We start from the raw sequence: 20,539 nt of genomic DNA, 5'->3' as shown, positions 1-20,539 counted from the left end.
CCACTGCTTTTAAAGTGGTGGCTCCTTTTTCTGTTTATAAAGCAGGTTTTAAGAAGCCAGACCGCAAAAAGAGCGGATGGCTTTTTCAATTGCCACATTCCAAAAAATAAAATCGTGCCGACCCTCCCAGGAATCAAAGCTTGTTTCAAGTCCCATTTCTTTTAATTTCGTATCAAGTTGGGCCGCTTGAGGTATGAGTGGGTCATTTGAACCAACCATTTGAAGAATCTTTGGCATCTTCTTAGCGCCGTGTTCAGCGACTGACTTTTGAGCAGCAAATAGGACATCATCTTTTTGAGATGCGCCTTCCTGACCAAAGATGGTGGTTTGTTCCTCCTTGCCCCACCATAAGTTTGGCTGGGACTTGCAGAGCTCTGAAGGGCTTGTAACAGGTGATAGGGCAGCGCAGGCAAAGAAGTAGTCTGGACGAGCGAAAGCGGCTTGTAAGGCTCCATAGCCCCCCATACTTTCTCCAGCAATGAACGTGTGCTCTCTATCACGAGGAAAATTAAACCATTGCTCAATAAGACTAGGAAGCTCGTGCGTTATCCAGTCAAAATAGCGAGGTCCTGTTGTGAGATTGTGATAAAAACTTCTATTGCCGTTAGGCATGATAACTGCCAAGTTGTATATCTTACTGAAAGCTTCTATCTGAGAGAATCGCATCCATTCATCGGCATTGGATCCCAGCCCATGCAAGAGATATAAGACCCTGACCTCATCATCTATTTCTGTCCAAAAGTCCTCAGATTTGTCGGGAACGATGACATTGACCTCTGTCGTAATGAGAAGAGAATGAGAATAAAAGCTTCCACTGAGACAACCCATTGTTAAGCCTTTCACGAAAATAAGTTTACCGTAGCAATATCGATAAGAATAGATGTGTAAATTTAACTCTTGTACCAATAAAGAGAATATTACGACGTTTTTAAGCGAATTGATCAGCCTTTAAGGGTAAATATAATGACTGATACTAAAAATATAGGTAGGTAAAAACTATTCTACCGCGTTACGTATGAAAACTAATCAAAAATTCAAGAAATACTTTTGACGCCGTATTTCAACCGCTTGCCGACAATTAGATAAGTTACTAGAAAATTATAACCAATTGTGTAATCCTCTTCATATGTGAAACGGATTTGTTCCGATTCAGGCGTTATGGACATTTGTTTTGGAAGCAAGTTGTCTACAAGACGAAGCAGAAAGGAGAAGGTATGTCTGAAACTTCAGGCAAAGCCACAGGTGGAGAGGGAATGGTCCGTCACCTAGGCTTGAGTACCGCTATCGCATTGGGCGTTGGCACCACGATTGGTTCAGGAATCTTTACATCGGTGGGTGCCGTTGCTGGCGCAGCTGGAACGCCTTTGTTTACCATTCTTGCGTTCCTTCTCGGTGGTTTGATTATGATTCCTCAGAATCTAATCTACGCAGAGTACTCAACGGCATATTCAGAGGACGGCGGACAGTTTGTATACTTCCGTGAGGCTGGCTGGCCGTTCATGGCAATGTTTTTTATTTGGTCTTGCTGGTGGGGTTCTGACCCCGTCGGTATTGCAATTATGGCTTTGACCGTTGCTAACTACCTTGCCTTCTTCACTGGCTGGTCTTCGACGACTGTCTCCATTATTGCATGCGTTCTCATCATTTTCTTCACTTGGCTTCACATGTGCCACAAGCATCAGGGCGCTATCTGGCAGAACTTCATTACTGCATTTAAGGTTGTCCCCTTCCTGCTTCTTGTTGTAGCTGGTCTCTTCTTCATCAATGGTGGCAACTTTGAGGCGGCTGCAGTTTCTAGCTCCGCTGCAAGCCATGGTGGCATTTTTGCTGCCCTTATTGCTGGCATTGCCGCAACCACTTGGTCCTATGATGGTATGCAGACCTGCGTAACTATGGGCGGCGAGGTTAAAGATCCTAAGAAAAATATGCCTATCGCCCTTATTGGGACGGTCTTTGTTGTAACCCTGCTTTATGTCCTACTTTCAGTTTCTGCTGTTGGTCTTGTAGACATCAATACTCTGGCTGCTTCTGATGCACCAGTCGCAGAAGCATTCTCTATGATTCCTGGTATCGGTACGCAGGCTGGTACAGTTGCTGCTATCCTTGCTGTCGTAGTTGTTACTGGCTCCCTTTCCTCGCTTATCATGTTCCAGGCTCGTGGCGAGATGAAGGCAGCTCAGGAAGGTTATTGGTGGCGCTCCTGGGGAAAGATTGATCCTAAGTATGATTCCCCTGTTATCTCCATGCTTTGGCAGTCCGGCTTTGCGCTAGTGCTTGTTTGGGCAACTGCTATTCAGGATCTTGTTGCAATCTTCACCTTCATTTGCTTGCTTCGTAATGCTCTGCTCTTCTGCGCTTGGTTCCCCCTTCGCAAAAAGCCGAACTATCACCCAACGTTCAAGGCTCCTGGTGGACCCGTCATGGCAATCCTTGCTATTGTTCCTTCGCTCATCCTCATGTTTGGTGAGCTCGGTGGTATTATCTCTGGTGAGGTTCCCCTGTTCAGCTTCAACCCAATCAGTGCTGGTATCCTGATTGTTGTCTCCGCAGTTCCGTTCTTCCTGCACTGGAGGAAGGTCAATGCTGACATTATCGAGCAAGCTGAGGAGCGTCGTAACGCTGCAATCGCAGAAAATAACGGCTAGTAATAGTTGGGTTTTGTAGTAGACCGAACAAGAAGGCGTTAATTTATGGCCACCCGATTGACCTGCTCAATTTGCAAAATCGGGTGGCTTTTGTTATGCGGAGAGTGATAATTTATGCTTACAAATAGGCTTACGAAAGATGAAATTTTTTCTTGGTGTGAAATCCCCTGGCAAGATCTTCTTAAACGCGATGATCTAAAAACAAAGCTAGCTATACGCAAAAATCGCAAAGAGATGATGCAGGAAATCGGCAACCTGATGGCTGACGAGGTTAAAGAGCATAATGCTCAGGGTCTTCCAACAAAATGGGTGCTTCCAGCGGGTCCTTGCGATGAATATGACACGTTTGTTAGCCGCGTCAATGAAGAGCGTATTGATTGTAAGAATCTCTGGGTTTTCCATATGGATGAATTTCTTGACTGGGAATGCCGTCCCTATCCAGTTGCTGATACCTATGAGAGCCTAGAAGGGACCATGCTTGCGTGCTTTTACAATCGTATTGACGAGGACTTGCGTCCTGCGGAGGATCACAGGATTTGGCCGCGTATCAATGATTTAGATTATCCCGATGAAATGTGCGACAAGCTTGGGGGAATAGACACAGTTTGGGCTGGTATTGGTGCTACGGGTTTGGTGGCATTTGATGAGGAGCCAAGGAATTATTGGCAGCACATCAGCGTTGATGAATATGCAAACTCTAAAACCAGAATAGTTGACATCAATTCAGACACGATGGTTGCTATGGCGGAGCGTTCATTTGGAACATGCCTGGATCGCGTTCCTCCCAAAGGCGTTACCATTGGGTTCCACGTTATCTGCTCAGCAAAACGCGCTATTTATATGGTTGCCACGGGTGACTGGAAGAAGACCGCTTGCCGTATTCTTCTCTTTAGTGAACCAACAACAGAATATCCGGTAACAATACTTCCTCAGTATGTGCCTGACATCACGCTCTTTACTGATGAATACACCATTGATCACCCTATGTCTCATGAGCAAAAAGGATGGTAAAGATGCAAAAAAATGATGTAATAGTACTGAATAGCCATGGCGTTGGCCAATATGCATACTGTGATCGTATGCCAAAATGGGGAGAAACTCTTTCTGTAAAAGGCTGGCATGTAGCCGAAGACGGAGGGAAAGGGTCGAATGTAACGGTTGCACTGGGACGTCTCGGTGTACCTACTGCTTATATCGGAAAAGTAGGTTGTGACCCCTGGGGTGATCTAGGCGAAAAGTGGATGCACGAAGCTGGGGCAGATACGACTTACCTTTATAAGGATCCCAATATTGCTACCGGAACGGGGCTAATACTCGTAAGCCCCGATGGCAGAAATTCAATCATTGATGGTGATAGCTCGAGCGCTTACCTTACCGTTAAAGAAGTTACTGACGCTATTGATAATCTTCAAGGGGCACGGTTTTTTATAGCTGGTTTTGAGGTTCCTTATAAGGTTGCACTTTCTGGTTTGCGCTATGCTCATGACAAAGGCATGATTACAGCTTTGAATCCATCTCCCTTACCAGATGAAGCACTTGAGGCATTGCCTTATGTTGATTATCTTTTCGTGAATGAAGTTGAGGGCGAACAGCTTACTGGACTGTCCCGTGACTCTAATCCTCACGATTTGGTAGTGAAAATAAAGGAAAAGATGGGTGCTGCAAATGTCGTGCTCACCCTTGGCGACAAGGGATCTTGTGCGATTGATAGCGATAACGCGTTTTATGAAGTGCCCGCTATTCATGTTGATAAGGTCGTAAATACAGCAGGCGCTGGTGACGGTTTCATGGCAGCGACTGTAGCATGCTTGCACTGGGGAAAGAGTCTTGAAGAATCGCTCAAGTGGGCAAGCTATTATTCGGCTCTTTGCGTCACCATTGACGGAACAATTCCTGCTTATCGATTCCTTGAAGAAGTTGAACAATTTATTGAAGAACACTAATTCGTAGCAGTTATTTAAGGAGATGATTTCCTTGTCAAATGCTTCATATATCTTAAAATCTTCCGCAATTTTTGATTCTGTATCGAATGCTTGTTTTGCTGGTTTTGTTGCAGTTGAGGGAAACCAAATTATTGCGGTAGGAGAAGGGAATGGATCTCAGCATTGTGGACCATCCACCAAGGTTCTCGAGCTGGGCGATAAGCTGATAACACCAGGTCTCGTGGACGTACATTGCTTTTTTAATGGGTGGCTTTTACAGCATGCTGGCGCAGACCTTTCTCAGGTTACAAGCCTAGATGAGGCTATTGAACTCGTTAAAGCACAGCCTCGCCCCAATCTTTTTATTGGCCATGATTTGCCTATGTCGCTTGCTGTCTCTCAAGAAAAAAAGATGGATGACGCTTTTGGCGATGTTCCAGCAGTGCTCGTTTCTGAAGGCGCAGAAGCCATGGTAATGAATACGGCTGCAGAAAAAATCTTCGGATTTACGCCTGCAGCATGCTGGTCTGAAAAAGCCTATCTACTTCTCAAAGCTGTTATTGAGGACACTGAGCTTTCACTCCCGCTTTATCGGGATTACCAGAAGATGATGAACTCATATGGCGTCACCTCTACAAAAGAAATGGGATATGACGACTACTGGTTTATCGATGAGGTAAAGAAGCTTGAGGATGCAGGTGAGCTCAGTCTTCGGGTCAATCTGATGAGCCAGCCAGTAGGAGAAGATGCAAATATCTCCTATGGAGTAGCTCTAAAAAATAAGTTTGAGAAGGATCCCTTTATTTCTTTTTCTGGGTTCAACCAAATGACGGATGGCTCAATTAGTCAGACCGAAGGAGAAATGAAAGAACCTTATCTCGATAGTGATACTTGCTGCGCTCTTGATATTGATTGGAAGCATCATGAAGACGAGGTACTGAAAGCCGATGCGGCTGGTCTTCGTTTCTCCCTACATACCCAGGGAGATGGTGCAGTTTCTCATGCAATAGATATCTTTGAAAAATGCTCTCGTGATGAGAATGGCCACCTTGTTCTCCGCCAAGCTATGACCGACCTCGAGTGCGCAGATCCAAAAGATTATGAGCGCATGGCAAAGCTTGGAATTGTGGCAGAGGTGTATCCGCTTATTCAGTCTATTGCAGATAGAAAAAGCAAGCTTGAGATGATATCAACAAAGATAGGGGCTGAAAGAGGCACTCATTATTGGAATCGTCGAGCCATGCTAGACGCTGGCATAACGGTTTCCTGTGGAACTGACCTTCCTATGACTAAAGATGATCTAGGAGTTGGAGTCTACAGTGCGTGTGGAGGCTTCTTCCCAGAGGGTGGAGAGCCCTTCAATCCAAACAATATGATTAGTTCTGCAGAGTTGTTGCACGCATGGACTGCGGGGAGCTCATATGACCTGGAGCAAGAAGATTCTACGGGTACGCTTGAAGAAGGAAAGCTAGCAGATATAGCGGTCTTTGATAAGAATATTTTGGATCTTAAGCCAGAAGATGCTCGGAGTTGTTCGTGCTGTCTGACTATGGTTGACGGTCGCATAGTTTACTCAACGTTATAGGCACAAGCTCGCCTTTATTGTGTAGAGATGCCCCGTCTGGAGTTTTACAGGCGGGGTTTTTGAAAGGAACCCTATGAGTGCTGAAAAACAAAGCGCGATGCTTGAAGAGATAGAGGAACAACCTTTCCTTCTGCGTGAGCTTTGGAGTTCGCATAAAGATTGGACAGCCCCATTTGTAGAATTATGTATGCAGCACAAATTCAAGCGAGTTCTCTTTGTGGGGAATGGATCACCATATTACGCAGGGGAAACTCTAAGGTTTCTTACCGAACGATGCTTACGTGCGGCAGTTGACGTTGTTCCCGCGGCAGTATTTGCCCACCACGAAAATTTTGATCCGACGGGAGATTTAAATTCTTCGCAGATACTGCTCATTTGCCCTGCAGAAACGGGTCACTCAAAAGGTCAAGTTGATGCAGCGCGTCGTGCTCGAAGTGAGCATATTCCTGTTGTTTGCACGACACTAAATCCAAAAGGAGTCTTGGCTCGCGAATGTGATGTTGTTCTCAGCAAGCTGGGATTAGGCGAGCGCTCGGTCGCCGCAACAAAGCACCAAACCATGGCTTTATTTTTGGTAATGACCTGTCTTGTTGAGGCTGGATATGCCCTCGGGAATTTAAAAGAAAACGATTATGAGCTATCAATAAACGCTCTTTGCAATATGCCCGATTCTATCCAAAAATCGATTGATAATACTATTGCTTGGTTCGCACAGAATCAGGAAATTGTTATGAGTGCTCCTGCATATTATCTTGTGGGGTATGGGGCGAATTTAGGTACCTGCCTGGAAGGAACTCTTAAATTTATTGAAACTCATGAGCGCCCAACCTGTGCAATTGAGTTAGAAGAAACCCTTCATGGTCCGCTCAGGGCTGTGCATAAAAATGACGTAGTCTTCTTGCTTTCTGCAGAGCCTGGAGAAGAGCGAGATAGGATGGATATTCTCGCTCGAGGAATTCAAAAATATTGCGATCATATCGTGGTTATACATTCTGTCCAGCAGCAAACGGATTTGCTGTCCTTGCCGATAGCTTCTTGTGATATCGAAGATATTTGCGCGCTTGAATATCTGATTCCACTTCAGGTGTTATCAGCGCTTATAGCTCAACAAGTCGGAATAGATGTGACAATACCGAAGGTTTCAGAACTCGATGATTTATTGAATCCTGCATATGAGGACTAGGGGAGTCTATGCATACTGATGCATCATCTCTTATTGTTGCAATTGATGTTGGCGGTTCAAAATATATTACGGGTGTCTGCACTCAAGATGGAGCGAAACTCTTTTCTACTAGGCATGAATGGAAAAGTACTAAGCAACAAGATATAGTTCCCCAGCTTGTGTTATCAGTTAGAGATGACCTACAGAGGCATCCAGAAATTGTTCACGACATCATTGCAGGCGGAATTACAATCCCGGGTTTTACTAATCCTACCTCGGGTCTTTGGATTGATTCTGATAATCCTGTCGTAAGGAATTTAGATGTTTGTGCGGAGCTGTCCCAAGCGCTAAATATTCCTTTTTTTGGTGATAATGACTGCAATGCCTGTGCACTTGCTGAGTCAATGTTTGGTGCAGGAAAAAATTTGAAAGATTTCTTCTACGTCACAATCAGTTCTGGCATAGGGGGCGGCACATTTATAAAAAATAATTTGTACTATGGCTCCCACCTACTTTCCGGGGAAATTGGTCTTTCCGCTATAAGCTCAGTAGCGAGACCAGATATCTCAGGTAATGCATACGGGCGCCTAGAGGCGTATTGCTCAACAAAAGGAATGGTTAGGACTTATGAGGAGCTCGGGGGAATAGTTCCTTCTGGAGACTTTGGAGCGCTAGAAATTTCTCAAAGGGCTGACGCAGGAGACTGTGCTGCTCATGAGACATTTCGCCGCGAGGGAATATACCTTGGAAAGGCATTGGCGCAAGCTGCTATTATTCTCGGCCCTCAGCGTATTGTGCTCGGCGGTGGCGTTGCTCTGCTTTACGACTACTATAGAGCTCCTCTTGAATCCGAGATGCAAAAGATACCTGTCTATTTGGCGCATCCAGATGTTGTTTCAACTCCTTTGGGATATGAAAGCGCATTTTTAGGCGCTGCAGCATGCGCGCGTCGAGGGATTCAACTACACGAAGCTGAGAAATGCATAAATACTCAAGAAAAAATTAAGCTCCATGTTTCTCGCTTAAAAGGGAAAACGCAAATATCCCTGCGTAGTGCCAGCAGTGAGCAATTGCTTCCTACGGGTGCGGGATATATTGGGCAGATTTCCATAGACTCAGGTTTAGACCCGCAAGGCGATTGTCTTGATAGCCTTGCTAAGAGCTCGCCTAAGAATTACTACGCCAATCTTGGAAAACTGCTTGCTACTGCAAGCACCTTGCTTGACCCTGCCTGTATCGTTTTGCATGATGAGCTTACTCAAGCTGACCCATTAGCAAAAGGCCTGATGGCTGATTGCTTTTGGGACAACTTTTTTATCTCACGAGCTCAGCGAAACAATTTTATTTTGTGGGATGAGCAACACTAAAAGGTCGCGAGTCCTATAGGACCTCTTTATCGACGTAGTTCTCACTCTTGCCGCTTAATGCATGATCAAACTGTGCAACCAGCGGATGCTTGTGCCAGAGATGTTTATCTTCAGTTAGTTTCCAAGCGCTGATTTGGTAAAACGGCAAGAGTGCAACTGGTCCGCAGAGTGAGTCCAGCTTGCTATCAATCAGAATGTCGGTCATACCGTCAAGATCTTTATCGGAAAGTACAAAAACTTTATCGGTGACAAGACGAGTTGCCTGAATGATTTGCTCTGCACGCTTGTGATCGATTTCTCCAACTACATTGACAAAAATCGTGTAGTTTGGATCAAGTTGCAGATTTGGACCATGTAAATACTCATCGAGTTCATAGGCTATAGCAGGGAATTGAAGACATTCGCCAAACTTCAAAGCTCCCTCGCGCGCTATGCCGTAATTTGCCCCAGCTCCGATAAGAAAAACACGGTCCATGCTCGAGAGCTCTTTATAACGTTTAGAAATTACATTAGCAGTGCTATCGATAACCTGTTCAAAACTATGGATGGTTTGCTCAATAAGCTGTTCGTATTCCGAGACTTCTTTTTGAGAAATTCCATTCTTTAAAACAGCTGCGTCAAGCGCGAATAACATAAGGAAGACTGCCAAGGATGTGACGCCTTTTGTTACATAACCAACCTGTTCTTCTCCAACTCCATAGTCAATGAGGACGTCGGAAGCAGCTGAAAAATCAGAATGAATATCGCCGGTTACACCAATGGCTTTTTTATTCGAAGAGCGAATGAGATCAAGAGCTGCAAGCGCATTGGTTGAATATCCGCTTTGCGAGACTACGAAGCAAAATTCATTCTCAGGAAGTTCGTGCTCATAGGCGCAAAAACTGTATGGCTCAGTTACGCTTACTTCAACTCTGAGGACATGGCGAAGGAAAGGACGAGCTATCTCAGCTGCGTTTCGGGACGATCCACAGGCAACAATTCGAATGTGAGAATATTTTTTCTCCGCAAACTGTTGAGCGAGAGGCATGTCAGGTTTTCCATTGATGAGCGAACGTAGAATTTCGGGAGTTTCCTTTACGTAATCGAACATTGTTGGTTTTGCCATAGTCTCTCTCCTTAAATTTTTACAAGGGAAGCGGCGCCAATAACCCCGGAACTTTCCTTTAATTTTGTTATACGCAGTTCTGTTTTTTGGCCCTCGTAAACGGAAGCAACGAGTTGTGAGCGAAGCGAGTCAAGATAAGGCCTTAAACCTTGAGCAACTCCACCTCCGAGTACGATTACATCAGGACAATAGAGATAAACATATTGATTCAGCGCTCTTGCTAGAAGCTTAAGATACCAATTAACAAGCGAGAGAGCCCGATTATTTCCTTGCCTCGCGAGAGTGAACATATCCTCTACTGTGAGTTCCTCACTAATCTCATGATGTATGTGAGCAAGTAGAGCAGTTCCAGAGCAAGTAGACTCCAGGCAGCCAGTCATATTGCAATAACATGGAGTACTGTCTAGCCAGGGATACTCCCCACCTTCTCTAACGCGAATATGACCAGCTAGATGGATGTGAGACTCTTTTCCATAGGGCTTTCCGTCTTCACAAAGACCAATGCCGATTCCAGTTCCGATAGTAATTGTGAGCACGCGTGAAAAGCCCTTGCCCTCCCCATAGAGAGCTTCAGCTAGTCCAATGAGTCTCGCATCGTTATCTATTTGAACTGGCATACCAAGAGCTTCCTCAAATTTAGTTTTTAGAGGATAGCCATGAGTCAGGAATGGAACCATTGAGGAAAGTCCATCGATGCTTCCATCTGAAAAGACGTACGATCCGATTGAAACGCCCGCTGCCCGGACGTCTCTCGTACTTCTATTGAATGAGGAGAGTACAGTGGCGATATCGTCAAAAAAGCGCTGTTCAGAAACATGCTCAGTAGGAAAAACCTTCATATCGAGAAGAGAGCCATCAGAAGAATTAATCAATCCGCATTTAGTTCTCGTCCCACCGATATCAATGCCTGCTACTAATTTTTGTGTATGTTTTTGTAGCGTGCTCACAGTACAATCCACCCATCTTCAAAGAACATGCCGGGTTCGATGCCATTAACTAGCGCTAATTGGTAACTAAGAATCTGGAAATACATTGCCTCAACGAGCATCATCCATGGTCCATCGAGCTTAAGATCAGGCAAAATGAAAGAGAAGCCAGATTTAGCATTTGAATTTGTTCCAACATATATCGAATCTGAGGTTGCCTCCTGAATATAATTCCAAATCATCTCGGAGCGACTATCAGGAAATATATCTAGAAGTATGGGTACAGTTTTTGATTTTGTTATTTTTTGTGCTCTGATGAGCTCCATGGGTCCATGGTAAAGGTTGTCTATCGACATAACATTTGCAGGTATCTTTGCAGTTTCTTCAATCCAAAGCGACGCACTCCTCATCATGTTAATACCCTCATCGCGAGAGATGAGGTAAAAACTATCTGCGCGTGCCAAGAAATCAATGGATTCGAATTGGCTGAGAATTTCCTCTTTATGAGCTTGCATCCAGGCAAAGGCGGCATGGAGGGTCTCTGCCTTCTTTTTATCAAAGCTAGCATTTTCAAGCAGCTCAACAAGTACAAGACCGCATAGGGCCATAGAGCTATAAGCCTTTATGCAGACGATTTGGTCGTAGCTGGCTATATCCCGTAGGGAAATGGCGCAGTTCTTTGCCATGGTCGAATCGGGAGTCATTGTTATACACGCTGAAAGATATCCATTGTCATGGAGCCAAACCGAAAAGTCTGCAACCTCGCGACTTTCTCCAGACCTGCTCATGAGTAAGTAGAATGCATCTTTTGGTGCTCGCTCTGGGTGATGAAGCAGTTCTGCAGTTTCTACGAGACGAACATTACGTATGCCCTTTGCGATTAGAGCTTCGTACATTGGCATGAGGGAATATAAGGCGCTTCCCATGGAAGTAAGTATGACTTCATGCGAAACTTGAATAAGCTTTGAAATCTTAAGAGCCGTATCTAGTTGTGGACCACTCACATTATCTAGAACCTTTGTGAGCTCATCGGGTTGCTCGTAGATATTGCGAAGAATTGGATTCATGTCCTCCATATATATCCCCCAAAATAGGCCAAACAGCTTTAAGTAATACTTAGAAGTCTAATATTTATAGCAACATATCTGTTTGATTATTCGATTAAGTTATCAATTTTTTATAGGAATGACTATATTTTGCTTCCTCAAAGGCTGCTCAATTATGGAGGAGACTCTAAATACAGTTCATGATTCTCTTGAAAGGAATTGTATACAAAACTTAGAGAATTCCTGTTCATTACCATCTACCTTGTACTAACTACCTTCCGCCGTGAAAAATAAATTTAGGGTTGCATGCAATGTTATCGTAGTGCTTATTGGTATAGAGTAAGGAATAAGTTGTATGTAAAACTCTTACCAAGTGAGTTAACGGGCAACAGGGAGGTAGTAATGGGTCATTTTATAGAGGGTGTATTAACGGAAATTTGTACACCATTCACAACTGAGGGAGAAATAGATTTTCCTTATTTGCACGATATGATTGCATGGCAGGTTGAATGCGGAATCAAGGCCTTCTTTGTTAATGGCTATGCGGGCGAGTCTCACGAACTGAGCTTTGACGAAAAAATTGAGGTCCTAAAAGCCGTCCATGAGGCTGCACAGGGCAAAGCAAAAATTATGGCCTGCTCCTTTGAGAACGACGTACGTGCCAACAAGCGCCTCATTGATGCATATGAAGAGACAGGCCTGGCTGACTGCTATTGCATTACCGCTCCTCCTTTCTTTAAATTCTCTCAAGAGGCTCTTTATGATTGGTCTGCAGAGCTGATTGACTATGCAAAGCGTCCCGTTTACATCTATAACTGTGTTGAGCAAGCTGTTTTGTTTGCCCCTGACACACTTGCAAAATTGGCTAATGAGCATAAGAATCTGCGCGGATTCAAAGATGCTTCAACCAATGTTGTGAATTTCCAGCAGTGTGTTTTGCGCATTGACCCGGAAAGCTTTGACTTCCTAGGTGGCTGCGACGGGTTCGACGGTATCATGGTTTTGCTGGGTGCTGTTGGCTGCGTTTCCTTTATGGCAGTACCTTTCCCACGTGAAATGATTGAAATTGTTGAGAAGGGTCGCGCAGGTGATTGGAAGGGCTGCATTGAGGCACAGCAAAAGGTGCTCCGGATTCGCAACGTCGTTAAAAAGACGCCATTTAATGCAGGTTGGAATTGGGCTATGCAGTATGGCTTTGGGAAACCTACCGTTTCCCGTATGGGCGCCAAGCAAGATTGGGTCCCATTTGAAGTGAAGCAAGAGATGGATGAGCTGATGGTTGAATTTGGCTACAAGAGCCTTGGCGATGCGATTCAACCAACTGAGATTGATGCCCAAATGGCAGGAAAAGCTGACTTCCGATAGAAAACTAAAGCAGCCGTCTCAACTCTTGGGACGGCTGCTTTGTATAGATTATCTGGGAGGGATAATGTCTTTTACGAAAGTCAATATAAATCCAAAAATGTTTGGCGATCTTCCCTTTGAAGTGCTTCGAGATGGAGAACTTTCTGTCTCCGCAATTCGCTTCAAATCAGGAGTTGATGGACTGAAGATTTCGAATTCACGTTCAAGCATGGTTGTATTGCCCTATATGGGAATGCAGATTTGGCAACTTTGCTTTGATGGCAAAGACGTCTCACAAAAGTCCATGTTTGAAGAGCCGCTCGCTACTACAAAGTTTGGGGATAACTACGGAGGCTTCCTTTACCACTGCGGCCTAAATAATATCAATGGTCCAGAAGCCGGCGAAGCAGATTATCCCATGCATGATGTCTTGCCGTTTGCGGTATTTGATGATGTATATATTGGCATTGGAACTGATGAAGCTGGCAAATATTTGTCTGTAGGCGGCAGCTATGTGTTCCGCAATAGTCAGGAATTACACTGGGCTTATAACCCCGAGCTTAAGCTGTATGAATCATCTACGATGGTAGAAATGTCAGCTCGCATCGAGAATCGCCGTCATAGCCCTCTTGAATATCTATGGCTTTGCCATATGAATTGGCTTGGGTGCGATGGTTCCCGCTTTGTCTATTCATGTCCTACTGATAGCGAGCACATACAGGTCTCTGCGCCAGACGAAGGAGACGGATCTCCTCGTGCCCAGAAGATTTTTGAATACGGGAAAAAGCTGGTTGCTGACCCAACGATCGCGGACGTACTTGATTCTGAAAATCAGGTTTTCGACCCTGAGATGTGCATCAACTATAAATACGAAGCCGACTCTGACGGTTGGGCTCACGCACTTATGGAAAGGCCTGATGGCGATGGCTTCTATGTGAGCTGGGATATGACCTATGCTCCCTATGCCCTGCGTTGGTTCTGCAGAACTGGTGACGAAGACGGTGTAGGTATCGCTCTACCTTCTACTGGAACAAATAGAAGTTCTGCATACCAGAGGTCTCATGGTCACTTCAACACGCTAGAAAGTGGCGAGAGCGATTTGATTTGCTGGCGCTTCGGGAAAGTTGAAGGAACAGAGCTTCAAAAGGTAGAGGAAAAGATAGCGAAGATTCTCAACAACTAATTCTTGAACTTGTCAGGGAGATTGATGCTATATGAGCATGAAAGTGTCACTTTTTTCAACAGGTTTTTCAAGTTGGCCGCTGGAGCGTTGCTTTGCAGCAGCAGCACGTTGTGGCTATGACGGGATAGACATTGGTGGATTTAGGCCGCATGCTTATGCGCCAGATATCCTCGGTGGAGTAAACGGAGGCTCAAAAGCCATTCTTGATATGGTTCAGAAGTATCAGATGCCCATCGTGAGCTATGTTCCGGAAAATACCGGATCACCTCATAGCTTCGTATATAGGGAAAAAGAGCTCAACGAGATTTCGATGAAGTACTTCCTGTCAACGATTGATGCGGCAAAAGCTATAGAAGCTCCGATGGTTATGTTTGCAATTAATATGCCTGGGTTCGGAATGGACCGTGAAGCTTTGAAGAGCCAGGTAGTTGAGGATCTAAAGGTCTTGGCGGACCATGCGGCTAGCCTTGAGGAGACTGTTATTCTTGAGCCAGTGACTCCTTTTGAAGGTCGTCTTTGCTGCACGTCTGACGACGTTAAGTACTATTTAGACCAGGTGGACAATGAGGCTCTCAAGGTAGTTTTGGACCTTGCCTGTCCACTTACCTGTGGTGAGCCGATGAGTGAGTACTGGGAGAAAATGCCCGGAGCTGTAAAAGAAATGCATTTCATCGATGCTGAGCCGGACTGCGAAGATCACCTTATCCCTGGCGATGGAGCTATGGATTGGCCTCGCATTGTCTCTTATCTAAAACAGGTTAACTATGACGGATATCTTGCACTCGAACTCTTCAGTAGGTATGGGAACGAGCCCGATTTCTCTGCTGAACGAGGAATTGAGGTTATTAGAGGACTGTTGGAAGCTGAATAGTTTAGGGTAATTCGATTTCTACTTTGGAGGAAATGGTATGTCTAAAGAGCACAGCGTAAAAGTTATTGTAATGAATTCTCACGGAGTAGGACAGGTGTGCAGAATTCATCGCTTGCCCCGTAGGGGAGAGACTATGGAAGCATGGGATTGGCACGTTGAGGAAGACGGCGGTAAGGGTGCTACTGTTTCGGTTGCATTGGGACGCCTAGGAGTGCCAACTGGATATATCGGTAAAGTTGGCTATGATCCCTGGGGTGACATGGGCGATGCATGGATGAGCGCTGCAGGAGTTGATACTACCTTCATGTATCGTGACCATAGCGTATCGACGGGTACCGGCTTGATAATGGTTGACGATGACAACCTCAATACCATTGTCGATGGTGACTCTGCTTGCAAAGCTTTAACCGAGGATGAGATTCGCGACGCGATTTGTGCGATGAAGTCTGCAAAAATTTTTATCACTGGCTTCGGCATGCCCTTTAAAAAGTCTTTGCTTGGAGCTCGTATTGCTAAAGAAGAGTTTGGCATGACGACTTTCTGCAATGCCTCGCCACTCCCTTCTGAGTCAATGGGTGACCTATCTTATATCGACTACCTAGTTGTGAACGATATCGAAGCAAAGGTGCTCTGCAACCTTTCAGAGGATGCAGAGATTGCTCATGAAGAGTTGCTTCGTAAGATTGCAGAGACTCAGGGTTGCCAGGGAGTAATTATGACTTGCGGGCCAGAAGGCTCGGCAATTCTTGATGGCGATGAGTATTTCTTCGTTAAGGGAACAAAGGTAGAAGCGGTCTACACCATTGGTGCAGGCGATGGCTATTTAGCCGCAACAGCTGCCGGATTAGCAAATGGCAAGAGTCTCAAAGAGGCAAGCGAGTGGGCAAGCAAATATGCAGCCTACAAAGTTACTCGTCCAGGTACGATGACAACTCGTGAAGGGGAGGGTTATCCAAAGCTTGCAGAGGTGGAGGCTTGGATAGCTAAGCTTTCATAAGCAATATGATGATTGAGTTGATGAGTTTATTGAGATAGCGAAGGAACCAGACGGATTTATATTTGGTATCCCCATTTACTATATGGATAGACTCTTCTATCTGCTGGGTGGAAGTCCCTATGGGGCAGATGAGGGTTATTGGCTCACCAACCTGTTGCAGCTATTGCTGCAGACTTTCGTAAGCTTTTTCTATTAAGATATCGCGTTAATATAAAAACTGTCTGGCAAATTTGCCAGACAGTTTTTTCAACTTGTGATTGTCTAAAAATCTTACCAAGCCCCATTGTATTGGATCGTAACAGCAGAACTTTGCGCACCTTCTTCCATGCATGCGCTGACATCTTTACCCTCAAGAATGCCTTTAATGTAGCCTGCAATGAAAGAGTCCCCTGCACCCATGGTGTCGGCAATTTTGACAGGAATAATGCCATGAGAATAGAAATTCTCCCCGTCAAAGGCGAGGCTTCCATATTCACCCAAAGTAACGATGACAACCTTTGGACCCATCGCCTGTTTCTCGCGCATAAAGTTGCGGACTTCCTCAGTGTCGCGAGCTTCAAGACCAAAGAAGGCATAATCAACATTAGCAATAGAGCTGTCTACGATAGGGTCGTGAGGTTGATCGGAGTAATCGAAGACAACAGTTGTTCCGCTTTCTTTAATTGCAGCGAGTGCGTCAGTAGTGTGTCCCCAAATACCGCTAACAACCAAATCATGGGAGCACAGGAACTTTAAGTCATCCTCAGAGACTTTAAAGTCTTCCATTACACCTTCGATATAATCGCCAAATACGCGATTACCGTTTACGATTTCGACCTTTGTAATTGCGGTTGAACCAGGCTCAACATGAACGTGACTTACATCAACGCCTTTTGAGCTTAGTGCGTCAACAAGACCCTTACCGTATGCATCATTACCCACGACACCGGTATAGGAAGCATCAATACCCATTCTTTTGAGGTAAACAGAGACATTGACAGGGTTGCCTCCTGGATACTGCTTTCCCTCGTTTTCGTAGACATCGACGCAGTTATCTCCTACTGCTGCAACCTTCATATCTGTTCCTTTCGATGAAGAAGTTTAAGCACATAACTTAATAATATATATATACCAATAAAGGTAAATATTGCCTCTAAATAAGGCAGACAATTCTCCGTAAACGGCATATTGAAGAAATTATGAACTATCTGAAAACCACAAAAAAGCGACTAATTACAAGGTGAACGTAGGCAAAACCTCGGTGAAGGGGAAATACCCATAAATGGCTTCATTTTTTATTATCAGAGAATAATATATGAGGAGAGATGAAACTTATACCAGATGGAGATTGGAGTAAGTGATGCGAACCGCGTGCATTGGTGACAATTGTATTGATGACTATCCAGCACTTGGGCGGAAATATCCAACTGGAAACGCGGTTGACACGGCAGTAAACCTTCAAAAACTTGGTATGCCTACGTCAATAATCTCTACGACCGGCTCTGATGCCAACGGTCAATGGATGATTGAGACCTTAGCAAAAGAGGGTCTCGATATATCTCATCTAAAAAAGGGCAGTGGAGCTACAGCCATTACTTACATGGAGCTTATTGGAAAAGAGCGTGTCCACGGAGAGTATCAAGAAGGCGTGCTTAAAGATATTGTCTTCGACGATGAAGACGTCCGTTTCGCTGCTGAGCATGATCTTGTTCACTCAGCTTTTTGGGGACACGCTGAGTCTGTCTTGCCTGCAATTCACGATACAGGGACCCTGGTGAGCTTTGACTATGCAGACCGCCTAAATGACCCCCTTGTCGAACAGACTGCCTCTTGTGTTGACATTGGCTTCTTCTCTTTCCACGAAGGAAAAAAGAACTTTGATTCGAGTTATCTTCGCGAGCGCCTTGCACACGGCATGAAAGTCGCAGTTGCAACCTTTGGCGAAGAAGGCAGTATCGTTGCCATAGATGACAAGCTTTACGATTACGGGATTAAAAAAGCAACAGTTGTAAACACAATTGGTGCAGGAGACTCATTTATTTCTGGCTTCTTATATGCCTATCTAATGGGTGAAGAACCCATTAAATGTCTAGAGAAGGGAGCTGAAGTAGCAGCTCAGGTCGTCGGTGTTTTTGAACCTTGGGTAGGCATGTCTGCCTAAGGTTTTGGAATACGTGAGATAGAAGTAGTTCAGTAGGGTAACGGTTGCATGAGAAAGGAAAGTCTATGTTCAAAATTGGCATGTTTACTTCAGGTTATCAGCGTAATCCCCTTGAGAACATTTTCGAAGATGCGAAGCGTTTTGGCTATGACTATATCGAGCTTTGGGGTGCCCGTCCACATGCATATGCTCCAGATCTTGCAGATGGCGATATAGAAGAAATCCTAAGGCTTCGCGATAAGTATGGTGTGCCCATTACCGGTTATTGCCCCGAGCACAATGCTTATCCTTACAACTTTATGATTGGCTCTGAGCGCCAGCGCGAGGATGCAATCCGCTACCTCAAGATTTGTCTTGATCAGGCTCGCGCACTTGGTTCAGACTACATGCTCATTTCTCCGGCTCATGCAGGATATGAAGCAACGTACAAAGAGATGCATGATCGCCTATATCGCAGCTGCGAAGAGCTTGCTCGTCATGCTGAAAAGGTTGGCGTTCGTATTGTTGTTGAGCCACTGACAACAATGGAGTCAAACGTATTCAAGAATGCTAATGACCTCATCGACCTATTTGAGCATGTTGATTCTGATTACCTCATGGGCATGATGGACATCGTCCCACCATTCCAGCAGCAGGAGCAGATGATGAGCTACTTCTCTAAGCTCGGCGAGAAGATGTATCACCTCCACATCATCGATTCTGATGGCACTTCTGATGCTCATGTAATGCCCGGCGAGGGTGTTTTGCCCATGAAAGAGCTGCTCGAGGAAATCCGCGATCTTCCTTATGAGCGCACCGCAACGATTGAGCTAGTGACTGGCTATATCAATGAGCCGCGTCTCTATGCAAAGCGCGCAATTAATAATGTTAAGGCAATGCTCGGGGAGTAAAATGTTTATTGATGTGCATGTACATCCGGCTTTTTATGAGCCAATCAATATGGATTCTAGTAGAGAAGACATGCGTCACGAAATCCTAGATATTCATAAGAACGGGACGGCAAAGCTCGAACATATCTCCAATCAGATGAGACTTGCTGGGCTCGATAAGATGTGCTTGCTACCTCAAGATTATTCTGCCTGCGAAGGTGTTGTCCCAGTCACAAATGAGGAGGTCCGCCAGTTGGTGGACCTCGCTCCTAATAAGTTTATTGGCTTTGCAAGCGTGGATCCAAAAGACCCGCAGGCACCCGAAAAGCTGGAGCACGCATTTGCTGATTTGGATTTAAAAGGACTTAACCTGCATCCTGGTCGTCAGCATTTTTATCCTATGGATGATGAGGCGCAAAAGCTGTATGACATTTGCGAGCACTTCAATCGACCAGTTATGTTTCATGCAGGAATGTCATGGGAGCCACATACGCTCTCAAAGTTTGGAAGACCTGTTGAGTTTGAAGAATTAGCAGAGACACGTCCTAATTTACGTTTCTGTCTTGGGCATTTTGCTTGGCCATGGTTGCAAGAAGCTGCAATGATTATGGTGAAGCATTCGAATGTTTACGCAGATACTGGAGCACTTTATTTCGATTGTGCGCAGGAATTTTATTCTCAGCTTTTTACTAAAGACTTGCCAGCGACATGGATTGACCGGAGTTTGCGCCATCAGGTGATGTTCGGAAGCGATAACCCTCGTTTTGAACAAATTCGTATGGCAAAAGCACTCGACAATCTTGGATTACGTGAAAGTACGGTTCAGTTAATCAAAGGACAAAATGCCCTCCAGTTCCTCAATGGGTTGGAGTAGTGAGCAAGATGATCTACACAATATCAAAAACTTTCCTAACGACGGAGTACAACCAGTACTCATTGATTACGGAAGAAATCGAGCAAGCCGTCAAAGAGAGTGGAATTAAAGAGGGTATGGTAACGGTTATTTCTAGGCATACGACTGCAGGGATAACAACGAATGAGGCACTGGAGTGTCTTGAAGCCGATATCGATGAGTTCTTGGGGAGATTGGTCCCGGAGGATCATCCCTACGCTCATGCTCGCATTTTGAAAGATTACGGATCAACTGCTGGAAATCCAACAGGTCACCTCAAAGCATTACTGGTGGGAAATCATACTCATTTCTTTGTGAAGGGAGGTGAACTGGATAAAGGAGGAGCACAGGAAGTTTATTTTTGTGAGTTCGATGGGCCATCTGAGCGCACCTATCTCATTCAAGTGATAGGTGATTAAACGTGTGTGAAGATATTCGGAAAGTTGAGTAATACTGCGGTAAACTAAGGGGGCTACCTGCGTTAT

The 20,539-nt window shown here is 45.0% G+C and carries 19 protein-coding genes; 14 read left to right on the top strand and 5 right to left on the bottom strand.

Annotation, left to right across the window (positions count from 1 at the left end; genetic code table 11):
• Positions 1 to 48: 48 nt before the first annotated feature.
• Complete coding sequence (locus tag BN4314_RS01315) at positions 49 to 906, bottom strand: alpha/beta hydrolase (RefSeq protein WP_148424829.1); 858 nt, start codon at positions 904 to 906, stop codon at positions 49 to 51.
• 308 nt (positions 907 to 1,214) lie between these two features.
• Here BN4314_RS01315 and BN4314_RS01310 point away from each other — a divergent pair, with 308 nt between their 5' ends.
• From BN4314_RS01310 to BN4314_RS01285, 6 genes are all read left to right on the top strand, one after another.
• Positions 1,215 to 2,645, top strand: a complete 1,431-nt coding sequence (locus BN4314_RS01310; RefSeq protein ID WP_068539368.1) for an amino acid permease — start codon at positions 1,215 to 1,217, stop codon at positions 2,643 to 2,645.
• 114 nt (positions 2,646 to 2,759) lie between these two features.
• Entirely contained in the window at positions 2,760 to 3,656 is an 897-nt protein-coding gene (locus BN4314_RS01305; protein WP_068539366.1) for a 6-phosphogluconolactonase, read from the top strand.
• 2 nt (positions 3,657 to 3,658) lie between these two features.
• Positions 3,659 to 4,588: a ribokinase gene (locus tag BN4314_RS01300; protein WP_068539364.1), complete on the top strand. Its 930-nt coding sequence runs from the start codon at positions 3,659 to 3,661 to the stop codon at positions 4,586 to 4,588.
• 31 nt (positions 4,589 to 4,619) lie between these two features.
• Positions 4,620 to 6,152 (top strand): amidohydrolase, encoded by a 1,533-nt coding sequence (locus BN4314_RS01295; RefSeq protein ID WP_198145538.1) that lies wholly within the window; start codon positions 4,620 to 4,622, stop codon positions 6,150 to 6,152.
• A 73-nt stretch (positions 6,153 to 6,225) separates the two neighbouring features.
• A complete protein-coding gene (locus BN4314_RS01290) occupies positions 6,226 to 7,335 on the top strand; it encodes an SIS domain-containing protein (protein WP_068539359.1) in 1,110 nt (369 codons plus the stop codon).
• A gap of 8 nt (positions 7,336 to 7,343) precedes the next feature.
• The gene (locus BN4314_RS01285) at positions 7,344 to 8,681 is read left to right on the top strand and encodes an ROK family protein (protein ID WP_068539357.1); all 1,338 of its coding nucleotides are present in this window, start codon (positions 7,344 to 7,346) and stop codon (positions 8,679 to 8,681) included.
• A 13-nt stretch (positions 8,682 to 8,694) separates the two neighbouring features.
• On the opposite strand, the gene BN4314_RS01280 is transcribed toward BN4314_RS01285, so the two are convergent.
• From BN4314_RS01280 to BN4314_RS01270, 3 genes are read right to left on the bottom strand one after another with little or no spacing between them, the layout of a single operon-like run.
• On the bottom strand, positions 8,695 to 9,786 hold the full coding sequence (locus tag BN4314_RS01280; protein WP_068539355.1) for an SIS domain-containing protein: 1,092 nt from the start codon (positions 9,784 to 9,786) through the stop codon (positions 8,695 to 8,697).
• A gap of 11 nt (positions 9,787 to 9,797) precedes the next feature.
• Positions 9,798 to 10,733, bottom strand: a complete 936-nt coding sequence (locus BN4314_RS01275) for an ROK family protein (protein WP_068539353.1) — start codon at positions 10,731 to 10,733, stop codon at positions 9,798 to 9,800.
• Positions 10,730 to 11,788, bottom strand: a complete 1,059-nt coding sequence (locus BN4314_RS01270; RefSeq protein ID WP_148424828.1) for an SIS domain-containing protein — start codon at positions 11,786 to 11,788, stop codon at positions 10,730 to 10,732. Before BN4314_RS01270 ends, BN4314_RS01275 begins: the two co-directional genes overlap by 4 nt.
• Positions 11,789 to 12,160: 372 nt before the next feature.
• On the opposite strand from BN4314_RS01270, the gene BN4314_RS01265 reads away from it, so the two are divergent.
• The 4 genes from BN4314_RS01265 to BN4314_RS01250 all read left to right on the top strand — a co-directional run bounded on the left by BN4314_RS01265 (position 12,161) and on the right by BN4314_RS01250 (position 16,153).
• On the top strand, positions 12,161 to 13,123 hold the full coding sequence (locus BN4314_RS01265; protein WP_068539349.1) for a dihydrodipicolinate synthase family protein: 963 nt from the start codon (positions 12,161 to 12,163) through the stop codon (positions 13,121 to 13,123).
• A gap of 64 nt (positions 13,124 to 13,187) precedes the next feature.
• Positions 13,188 to 14,285 (top strand): aldose epimerase family protein, encoded by a 1,098-nt coding sequence (locus tag BN4314_RS01260; protein WP_068539347.1) that lies wholly within the window; start codon positions 13,188 to 13,190, stop codon positions 14,283 to 14,285.
• 31 nt (positions 14,286 to 14,316) lie between these two features.
• Positions 14,317 to 15,156: a TIM barrel protein gene (locus tag BN4314_RS01255; protein ID WP_068539345.1), complete on the top strand. Its 840-nt coding sequence runs from the start codon at positions 14,317 to 14,319 to the stop codon at positions 15,154 to 15,156.
• Positions 15,157 to 15,289: 133 nt separating this feature from the next.
• Complete coding sequence (locus tag BN4314_RS01250) at positions 15,290 to 16,153, top strand: PfkB family carbohydrate kinase (RefSeq protein ID WP_232309697.1); 864 nt, start codon at positions 15,290 to 15,292, stop codon at positions 16,151 to 16,153.
• 270 nt (positions 16,154 to 16,423) lie between these two features.
• Here BN4314_RS01250 and frlD (BN4314_RS01245) read toward each other — a convergent pair whose 3' ends face one another.
• Positions 16,424 to 17,209: a fructoselysine 6-kinase gene (gene frlD, locus BN4314_RS01245; RefSeq protein ID WP_068539341.1), complete on the bottom strand. Its 786-nt coding sequence runs from the start codon at positions 17,207 to 17,209 to the stop codon at positions 16,424 to 16,426.
• A 283-nt stretch (positions 17,210 to 17,492) separates the two neighbouring features.
• Between frlD (BN4314_RS01245) and frlD (BN4314_RS01240) the strand changes: the two genes are divergently transcribed.
• The 4 genes from frlD (BN4314_RS01240) (at position 17,493) to BN4314_RS01225 (ending at position 20,473) form a co-directional block, all read left to right on the top strand.
• Positions 17,493 to 18,293 carry a fructoselysine 6-kinase gene (gene frlD, locus BN4314_RS01240; protein WP_068539339.1) on the top strand — a complete coding sequence of 267 codons (801 nt, stop codon included), beginning with the start codon at positions 17,493 to 17,495 and terminating at the stop codon, positions 18,291 to 18,293.
• Between the two features lie 65 nt (positions 18,294 to 18,358).
• Positions 18,359 to 19,183, top strand: a complete 825-nt coding sequence (frlC, locus tag BN4314_RS01235; RefSeq protein ID WP_068539337.1) for a fructoselysine 3-epimerase — start codon at positions 18,359 to 18,361, stop codon at positions 19,181 to 19,183.
• 1 nt (position 19,184) lies between these two features.
• Positions 19,185 to 20,036 (top strand): amidohydrolase family protein, encoded by an 852-nt coding sequence (locus tag BN4314_RS01230; protein WP_068539335.1) that lies wholly within the window; start codon positions 19,185 to 19,187, stop codon positions 20,034 to 20,036.
• A gap of 8 nt (positions 20,037 to 20,044) precedes the next feature.
• Positions 20,045 to 20,473 (top strand): secondary thiamine-phosphate synthase enzyme YjbQ, encoded by a 429-nt coding sequence (locus tag BN4314_RS01225; protein WP_068540745.1) that lies wholly within the window; start codon positions 20,045 to 20,047, stop codon positions 20,471 to 20,473.
• The last annotated feature ends 66 nt before the right edge of the window (positions 20,474 to 20,539 follow it).

Source organism: Olegusella massiliensis (assembly GCF_900078545.1).
Classification (GTDB): Bacteria; Actinomycetota; Coriobacteriia; order Coriobacteriales; family Atopobiaceae; genus Olegusella; species Olegusella massiliensis.
This window is presented reverse-complemented; position numbering and strand designations above follow the sequence as displayed.

Coding starts and splice junctions, on each gene's coding strand:
- BN4314_RS01290 (WP_068539359.1), top strand. CDS start 6,226: ATGAGTGCTGAAAAACAAAGCGCGATGCTTGAAGAGATAGAGGAACAA.
- frlD (WP_068539341.1), bottom strand. CDS start 17,209: ATGAAGGTTGCAGCAGTAGGAGATAACTGCGTCGATGTCTACGAAAAC.
- BN4314_RS01230 (WP_068539335.1), top strand. CDS start 19,185: ATGTTTATTGATGTGCATGTACATCCGGCTTTTTATGAGCCAATCAAT.
- frlD (WP_068539339.1), top strand. CDS start 17,493: ATGCGAACCGCGTGCATTGGTGACAATTGTATTGATGACTATCCAGCA.
- BN4314_RS01285 (WP_068539357.1), top strand. CDS start 7,344: ATGCATACTGATGCATCATCTCTTATTGTTGCAATTGATGTTGGCGGT.
- frlC (WP_068539337.1), top strand. CDS start 18,359: ATGTTCAAAATTGGCATGTTTACTTCAGGTTATCAGCGTAATCCCCTT.
- BN4314_RS01280 (WP_068539355.1), bottom strand. CDS start 9,786: ATGGCAAAACCAACAATGTTCGATTACGTAAAGGAAACTCCCGAAATT.
- BN4314_RS01225 (WP_068540745.1), top strand. CDS start 20,045: ATGATCTACACAATATCAAAAACTTTCCTAACGACGGAGTACAACCAG.
- BN4314_RS01260 (WP_068539347.1), top strand. CDS start 13,188: ATGTCTTTTACGAAAGTCAATATAAATCCAAAAATGTTTGGCGATCTT.
- BN4314_RS01270 (WP_148424828.1), bottom strand. CDS start 11,788: ATGGAGGACATGAATCCAATTCTTCGCAATATCTACGAGCAACCCGAT.
- BN4314_RS01305 (WP_068539366.1), top strand. CDS start 2,760: ATGCTTACAAATAGGCTTACGAAAGATGAAATTTTTTCTTGGTGTGAA.
- BN4314_RS01250 (WP_232309697.1), top strand. CDS start 15,290: ATGGAAGCATGGGATTGGCACGTTGAGGAAGACGGCGGTAAGGGTGCT.
- BN4314_RS01255 (WP_068539345.1), top strand. CDS start 14,317: ATGAGCATGAAAGTGTCACTTTTTTCAACAGGTTTTTCAAGTTGGCCG.
- BN4314_RS01265 (WP_068539349.1), top strand. CDS start 12,161: ATGGGTCATTTTATAGAGGGTGTATTAACGGAAATTTGTACACCATTC.
- BN4314_RS01300 (WP_068539364.1), top strand. CDS start 3,659: ATGCAAAAAAATGATGTAATAGTACTGAATAGCCATGGCGTTGGCCAA.
- BN4314_RS01310 (WP_068539368.1), top strand. CDS start 1,215: ATGTCTGAAACTTCAGGCAAAGCCACAGGTGGAGAGGGAATGGTCCGT.